This window comes from Alcanivorax sp. MD8A, from assembly GCF_002888555.1.
GTDB lineage: Bacteria > Pseudomonadota > Gammaproteobacteria > Pseudomonadales > Alcanivoracaceae > Alcanivorax.
Window position 1 is genome coordinate 1 of sequence record NZ_AQOQ01000064.1, and the last position, 5140, is coordinate 5140.

Here is a 5140-nt window from a genome sequence, read left to right on the forward strand (position 1 = left end):
AATGGGTATCCGGATTATCTGGTTGGTATGCGAGAGAGAAAGGTGGCCGACAAACTCAACCCACAACGGATTAGCTGGTTGATGGCTCGCTCAGTACGCTCACTTGCTAGAGAGCAGATACTTCACCAAACAGGCGATGCCCAGGACCAGCAGCAATAGTAGGGCAATTCCGATCACTGGCATTATCCAGCCCATCGCCCCCATCATCCCGCAATCGGGTAGTGTCGTGTTCATCGTGACAGAGCTCCCTGTGGTGTCCATGCCCAAAACCCGTGGTGCCGCCGCCCAGTGGCACCACGGTCGCGCTCATATCGTTCACCCGGCACAGCAGGACAACTGCGTCACATCCTTGGTGAAAGTCTGGGCACAGAGCTTGAGCCCTTCCACCATGGTCAGGTAGGGAAATAGCTCATTGGCGATGTCGTGTACGGTCATGCGTGCGCGTAGCGCCATCACCGCCGTCTGGATCAGCTCACCGGCTTCCCCCGCCACCGCCTGCACCCCCAGCAACCGGCCCGAGTCGCGTTCGGCCACCAGCTTGATGAAACCACCGGTGTCGAAATTCACCAGCGCACGCGGCACGTTTTCCAGGTCCAGCTCGCGGGTATCGACGCTGAAGCCTTGCTCGATGGCCTCGGCTTCCGTCAGGCCGACGGTGGCCACCTGGGGGTCGGTGAAGATCACCGCCGGCATGGCGCTCAGGTCCAGGGTGGCTTCGCCCCCGGTCATGTTGACGGCAGCCCGGCTGCCCCCGGCGGCGGCGACATAGACGAACTCCGGCTGATCGGTGCAGTCACCGGCGGCATAGAGCCCCGGCACCGTGGTGTGCAGATGCTCATCGACCAGAATCGCCCCACGTGCGGTTTCCACGCCGAGGCTCGCCAGGTTCAGGGCCTCGGTATTGGGTGTCCGTCCGGTGGCCACCAGCAGTTGATCCGCCCGCAAGGTGCCGGCGTTGGTGTCGACAATGAATTCATTGTCGGTGTAGTCCACGCGGCTCGCCTGGGTCTGCTTGAGGACCTCGATGCTCTCGCGGCGAAACGCCGCCTCCACCGCATCCCCTACCGCCGGGTCTTCCTGGGAGAGCAGGCGGCTGCGGGCCAGCACCGTGACCCGGCTGCCCAGCCGGGCGAAGGCCTGGGCCAGTTCCAGGGCCACCACCGAGGCGCCGATCACAATCAGCCGCTCGGGAAGGGTGTCCAGGGCCAGCGCACTGGTAGAGGTCAGGTAGGGGGTGTCGGCAAGACCCGGGATCGGCGGTACTGCCGGTCGGGCGCCAGTACCGATTAAGGCGCGGTCGAAGTGGACGACCTGCTCGCCGCCCTCGTTCAGCTTGACCATCAGGCTATGGGCATCAATAAACCGGGCCTCGCCGTGCAGGACCGTGATGGCCGGGTGGTCGCGCAGAATCCCCTCGTACTTGGCGTCACGCAGTTCCTCGACACGTCGCTGCTGCTGCTCGAGCAGCTTGGCCCGATCCACCACCGGCGCCTGGGCGCTCAGGCCTGCATCGAAGGGACTTTCCGTACGCAAGTGGGCAATATGGGCCGCGCGAATCATGATCTTCGAAGGCACACAGCCTGTATTGACACAGGTACCGCCGACGGTGCCGCGTTCGATCAGGGTGATCCGGGCGCCGCGCTCGGCGGCTTTCAGGGCCGCCGCCATGGCGGCGCCGCCGCTGCCGATCACCGCGATGTGCGGGGCGTCTTCATCACGGCCCTTGGACACCGATGCGCCTGCCGGGGAAGTGGGCCCACTGTTGGCCAGTCGAGCTTGGTAGCCAAGTCGGGTCACGGCAAACGTCAACGCCGAGGCCGGTGTCTCCGGATCAACGGCTACCGATGCCGTCCCCTGAGGATAGGATACCTCCACCGACTGCACGCCGGGCAGCTTCTCCAGGGCTTCCCTGACATGATCCGCACAGCGGTCACAGGTCATGCCACTCACGTTGAGTTCAATCATCACGTTTCTCCGAGTCTTCATTAGTAAAGCCGGCATCCTGCTTCCGCTTGTGGTATCGCGCGTAGAGAGACAAGCCGATGGCCAGGGCGGCAAACAGCAGGTAATCGAGATAGCCTGCCAACGCGGCCAGGCCCGCCGTACCGAATAGCACCAGGGCGATTGGCGCGGCGCAACACAGCACCATCAACCCGGTGCCAAGCACGACGCTTAAAAATTTCTGCGAATCTTTCACGCTTATTCCTTCACCGTGGCGGGCAAGCTCGTAAACAACTCACCCGATGACCGCGATGTGCAGCTGCTTGATGTCACTCAGGGGGCGTATTCCTTGATTTGATAGAGCCGTTGTCACAACAGGCGTCGAACTGCTTCTTACGCCAAATCGCATAAATGGTCAGGCCGATGAAGAAGGCCAGGGCCGGCAATAACACAACGTCGAGATAGCCCGTCAGCCCCGCCAGGCCCACCGTGCCAAGCAGGATCACCAGGATCGGCGTAAAGCAGCACAATGCCACCAGGACGGTGCCGATCACGCTCACGCGCAGCAGGGGCTTGGGATTCTTCATGATCACTCTCGATCCGCTTGCGAGGATGTCGGGGTTGATGGATACCCAGCGTTGATGGTGGCCTCGGTCAATGCCTCCACCGACGTTCGGGCGTCGTCAAAGGTGACCACGGCCTCGAGATCCGCGTAGCTCACGTCGACTTGCGAGACGCCGTCCACCTTGTTGAGGGCGGCCTTGACGGTGATCGGGCAGGCGGCACAGGTCATGCCCGGCACCGACAGCGTCACGGTCTGCAGGGCCGCTAAGGCGGGCGTGCTGAGCAGGGCGAGTAGCGCGATGAAGGCGAAACGAGCTTTCATGGTAGATCTCCTTTTAATAGAACAGGGGCAAGATGTAGGGGAATACCAGGGCGATTAGCACCAGCAGCGATACGAGCCAGAAGATCGCCTTGTAGCCCGTCCTGACCCGTGGCACGGCACACACCTCTCCCGGCTGGCACTTTTCCACTGGCCGAAAGACGCGACGCCAGGCGAAGAACATCGCCACCAGCGCGACGCCGATAAAGAGCGGGCGATAGGGCTCCAACGCCGCCAGATTGCTGATCCAGGCGCCGGAAACGCCCAGCGTGATCAGCACCAGCGGGCCGAGGCAACACGCCGAGGCCAGGAGGGCCGCGACTCCTCCGGCGGCCAGGGGCCCTCGCCCCGTTTTAGATGTCCGCATTGACGATTCTCCTTTCGGGATGGGGGGAGCTACGATAAGGTTACTTCCGTAGCTTGGTACGGAGTCAAGCATCATGAAGAGACATGCAGATAAAGTGGCGGACACCATGACCATTGGCGGCCTGGCCAAGGCGGCCGGCGTCAATGTCGAGACAATCCGCTATTACCAGCGACGAGGGCTATTATCGGAGCCCGAACGCCCTCCCGGAGGTATTCGACGCTATAGTGCCGCCGATATCGACAGGTTGACGTTCGTGAAAACGGCGCAGCAGCTGGGCTTTAGTCTGGATGAGATCAGTGACCTACTTCGGCTGGAAGATGGCGCCCACTGTCAAGAAGCCAGTGCTCTCGCAGAGCACAAGTTAGGGGACGTTCGCGAGAAGATCGACAGGCTTGAAAGAATTGAGAAGGTGCTGAGCGAAATGGTCGACAGATGCCATGCACAACAAGGCAATATCACTTGCCCGCTAATTGCGTCATTGCATGAAGGGCTCAGAGAAGCAGAAGACCCAAGGGAGTAACTCACCTTCAGTTCGTTGAAAACAACGCGGTCAAAGAGTCGCGATCATCTATGGACCATGTCGACAAGGAAAGTTTGCATGACTAGCTTGCCTGACAACATCCTTCACCTTCCCGAGTACCACGTCCTAGGCACCAAGATGGAAGAGCATGATCTCCACTACCAGGTCGAAGCTCCTGAGCCTCTAGCTTGCGAGGAATGCGGCGTTGAGAGTGAGTTTGTCAGGTTCGGCAAGCGCGATGTGGCCTATCGCGACCTACCCATCCACGGAAAGCGGGTCACCCTCTGGGTGGTCCGTCGCCGCTACACCTGCCGGGCGTGTGGAAGGACGTTCCGGCCAGCTCTTCCGGAAATGGTAGACGATCACCGCATGACGCGGAGGCTTTACAACCACGTCGAGAAGGAAGCCTTCAATCACCCCTACGCCTACGTGGCTGATACCACGGGCCTCGACGAGAAGACTGTCCGCGAGATATTCAAGAAGAAGGCTGAGTTCCTGGCAGCCTGGCATCGTTTCGAGACACCCCGCTGCCTGGGGATCGACGAGCTGTACCTGAACCGCCGCTACCGCTGCATCCTGACCAACCTGGAGGAGCGTACCCTACTGGACCTGCTGCCCGGTCGCCAGCAGGACGCGGTGACGAGGCGCCTCATGAGCATGACCGAGCGCCACCAGGTCGAGATCGTCAGCATGGATATGTGGAAACCCTACCGCCGTGCTGTCCAGGCGGTACTGCCGCAGGCTCGCATTGTGGTCGATAAGTTCCATGTGGTGCGAATGGCCAACGAGGCCTTGGAAAAGGTCCGCAAGGGGCTCAGGAAAAAGCTGACGTCCAACCAGCGCCGAACCCTCAAGGGTGACCGGAAGATCCTGCTGAAGCGCGCTCACGATGTCTCAGATCGCGAACGGCTCATCATGGAGACCTGGACAGGGGCATTCCCCCAGCTCTTGGCGGCCTACGAGCACAAGGAGCGGTTCTTCCACATCTGGGACGCCACAACCCGGCGTGACGCCGAGAAGGCGCTGACTGCCTGGATTGACGACATCCCACAGGGGCAAAAGGAGGTCTGGAAAGATCTCGTCAGTGCTATCAGTGGCTGGCATGAGGAGATGCTGACCTACTTCGAGACCGACATCCCGATCACCAACGCCTTCACGGAGTCAATCAACCGGCTGGCCAAGGATAAGAACCGCGATGGCCGTGGCTACTCATTCGAGGTGATGCGGGCCCGGATGCTCTACACCACCAAGCACAAGAAGAAGGTGCCGCAGACCAAGGAATCCCCCTTCCTGGGCAAGGCCACCATGACCTACAGCATGGGTCTTCCCGAGCCTGAGAAAAACTACGGCGTCGATCTATCAACCTTCTGGAAGAGTTAAGGGTTCGAAGGAGCAAGGGGCTCCATCTACCACTTAATCCGGATACCCA

Annotated in this window: 7 protein-coding genes; 2 read left to right on the forward strand and 5 right to left on the reverse strand. The window is 60.8% G+C overall.

The genetic code is table 11. The features are described 5' to 3' along the window. Window positions 1–315 precede the first annotated feature (315 nt). The 5 genes from merA to merT all read right to left on the reverse strand — a co-directional run bounded on the left by merA (window position 316) and on the right by merT (window position 3191). Window positions 316–1965 carry a mercury(II) reductase gene (gene merA, locus A15D_RS16840; RefSeq protein ID WP_082051506.1) on the reverse strand — a complete coding sequence of 550 codons (1650 nt, stop codon included), beginning with the start codon at window positions 1963–1965 and terminating at the stop codon, window positions 316–318. Then, on the reverse strand, window positions 1958–2197 hold the full coding sequence (gene merF, locus A15D_RS16845) for a mercury resistance system transport protein MerF (RefSeq protein ID WP_102792874.1): 240 nt from the start codon (window positions 2195–2197) through the stop codon (window positions 1958–1960). Before merF (A15D_RS16845) ends, merA begins: the two co-directional genes overlap by 8 nt. 73 nt (window positions 2198–2270) lie before the next feature. Further along, entirely contained in the window at window positions 2271–2528 is a 258-nt protein-coding gene (gene merF, locus A15D_RS16850) for a mercury resistance system transport protein MerF (protein ID WP_033988342.1), read from the reverse strand. 2 nt (window positions 2529–2530) lie between these two features. Beyond that, the gene (merP, locus tag A15D_RS16855) at window positions 2531–2827 is read right to left on the reverse strand and encodes a mercury resistance system periplasmic binding protein MerP (RefSeq protein WP_022519794.1); all 297 of its coding nucleotides are present in this window, start codon (window positions 2825–2827) and stop codon (window positions 2531–2533) included. A gap of 13 nt (window positions 2828–2840) precedes the next feature. Beyond that, window positions 2841–3191, reverse strand: coding sequence for a mercuric ion transporter MerT (gene merT / locus A15D_RS16860; RefSeq protein WP_027965778.1), 351 nt, complete (start codon window positions 3189–3191; stop codon window positions 2841–2843). A gap of 73 nt (window positions 3192–3264) precedes the next feature. Here merT and merR point away from each other — a divergent pair, with 73 nt between their 5' ends. After that, window positions 3265–3711 carry an Hg(II)-responsive transcriptional regulator gene (merR, locus tag A15D_RS16865; RefSeq protein ID WP_006911920.1) on the forward strand — a complete coding sequence of 149 codons (447 nt, stop codon included), beginning with the start codon at window positions 3265–3267 and terminating at the stop codon, window positions 3709–3711. 78 nt (window positions 3712–3789) lie between these two features. Beyond that, the gene (locus A15D_RS16870) at window positions 3790–5091 is read left to right on the forward strand and encodes an ISL3 family transposase (protein ID WP_102792875.1); all 1302 of its coding nucleotides are present in this window, start codon (window positions 3790–3792) and stop codon (window positions 5089–5091) included. Window positions 5092–5140: the final 49 nt, after the last annotated feature.

What these genes read in the sequence shown, in the direction of transcription:
- merA (WP_082051506.1), bottom strand. Translation starts at nt 1,965, where the DNA reads ATGATTGAACTCAACGTGAGTGGCATGACCTGTGACCGCTGTGCGGAT.
- merF (WP_033988342.1), bottom strand. Translation starts at nt 2,528, where the DNA reads ATGAAGAATCCCAAGCCCCTGCTGCGCGTGAGCGTGATCGGCACCGTC.
- merP (WP_022519794.1), bottom strand. Translation starts at nt 2,827, where the DNA reads ATGAAAGCTCGTTTCGCCTTCATCGCGCTACTCGCCCTGCTCAGCACG.
- merT (WP_027965778.1), bottom strand. Translation starts at nt 3,191, where the DNA reads ATGCGGACATCTAAAACGGGGCGAGGGCCCCTGGCCGCCGGAGGAGTC.
- merR (WP_006911920.1), top strand. Translation starts at nt 3,265, where the DNA reads ATGAAGAGACATGCAGATAAAGTGGCGGACACCATGACCATTGGCGGC.
- A15D_RS16870 (WP_102792875.1), top strand. Translation starts at nt 3,790, where the DNA reads ATGACTAGCTTGCCTGACAACATCCTTCACCTTCCCGAGTACCACGTC.